The organism is Anaerotignum faecicola (genome assembly GCA_024460105.1).
GTDB lineage: Bacteria > Bacillota > Clostridia > Lachnospirales > Anaerotignaceae > JANFXS01.
On record JANFXS010000476.1, the window covers coordinates 1 to 406 of the forward strand.

Genomic DNA, 406 nt, shown 5'->3' on the forward strand with positions numbered 1-406 from the left:
CTCCGTGCTGTTAAAGATTACAGACCGTATTTTAAAAGAAGTGAAGAATGTAAACCGTGTGTGCTACGATTTGAGTCCGAAGCCTACGGCTACGATTGAGTGGGAATAACCCTCAATCCGGCGCAGGCTCCAAAATTCAGCAGAAACCATGAGAGGAATCAGCATATGCCGATTCCTCTTTTCTTAAAACTAATCTTTTCCCGGTCCCACCGTCATGAGATCCCCGGTCCAATCTCTTTATTCCCCGAACTCCCCGTTGGAATTCCAGGCCCCTTCTCTCCGCTCTCTGAAGAAGCCGTCGTCGAGGCTTCCGTCTCCGGAGCCTTCGTCGGAGCTGCAGTCTGGCTCTCCGTTGGCTTCGGCACAGGTGCCTCAGACGGTGCCGTGCTCTCAGGAGAGGCCGTCG

At 53.2% G+C, this 406-nt stretch carries 2 protein-coding genes; both read left to right on the plus strand.

The window, feature by feature from the left end; translation table 11 throughout:
* Positions 1-109 (plus strand): hypothetical protein (locus NE664_14955; protein MCQ4727934.1); only part of this gene is annotated, 109 nt, incomplete at its 5' end.
* A gap of 56 nt (positions 110-165) precedes the next feature.
* The coding region (locus NE664_14960) for a hypothetical protein (GenBank protein ID MCQ4727935.1) at positions 166-406 on the plus strand (241 nt) is incomplete at its 3' end.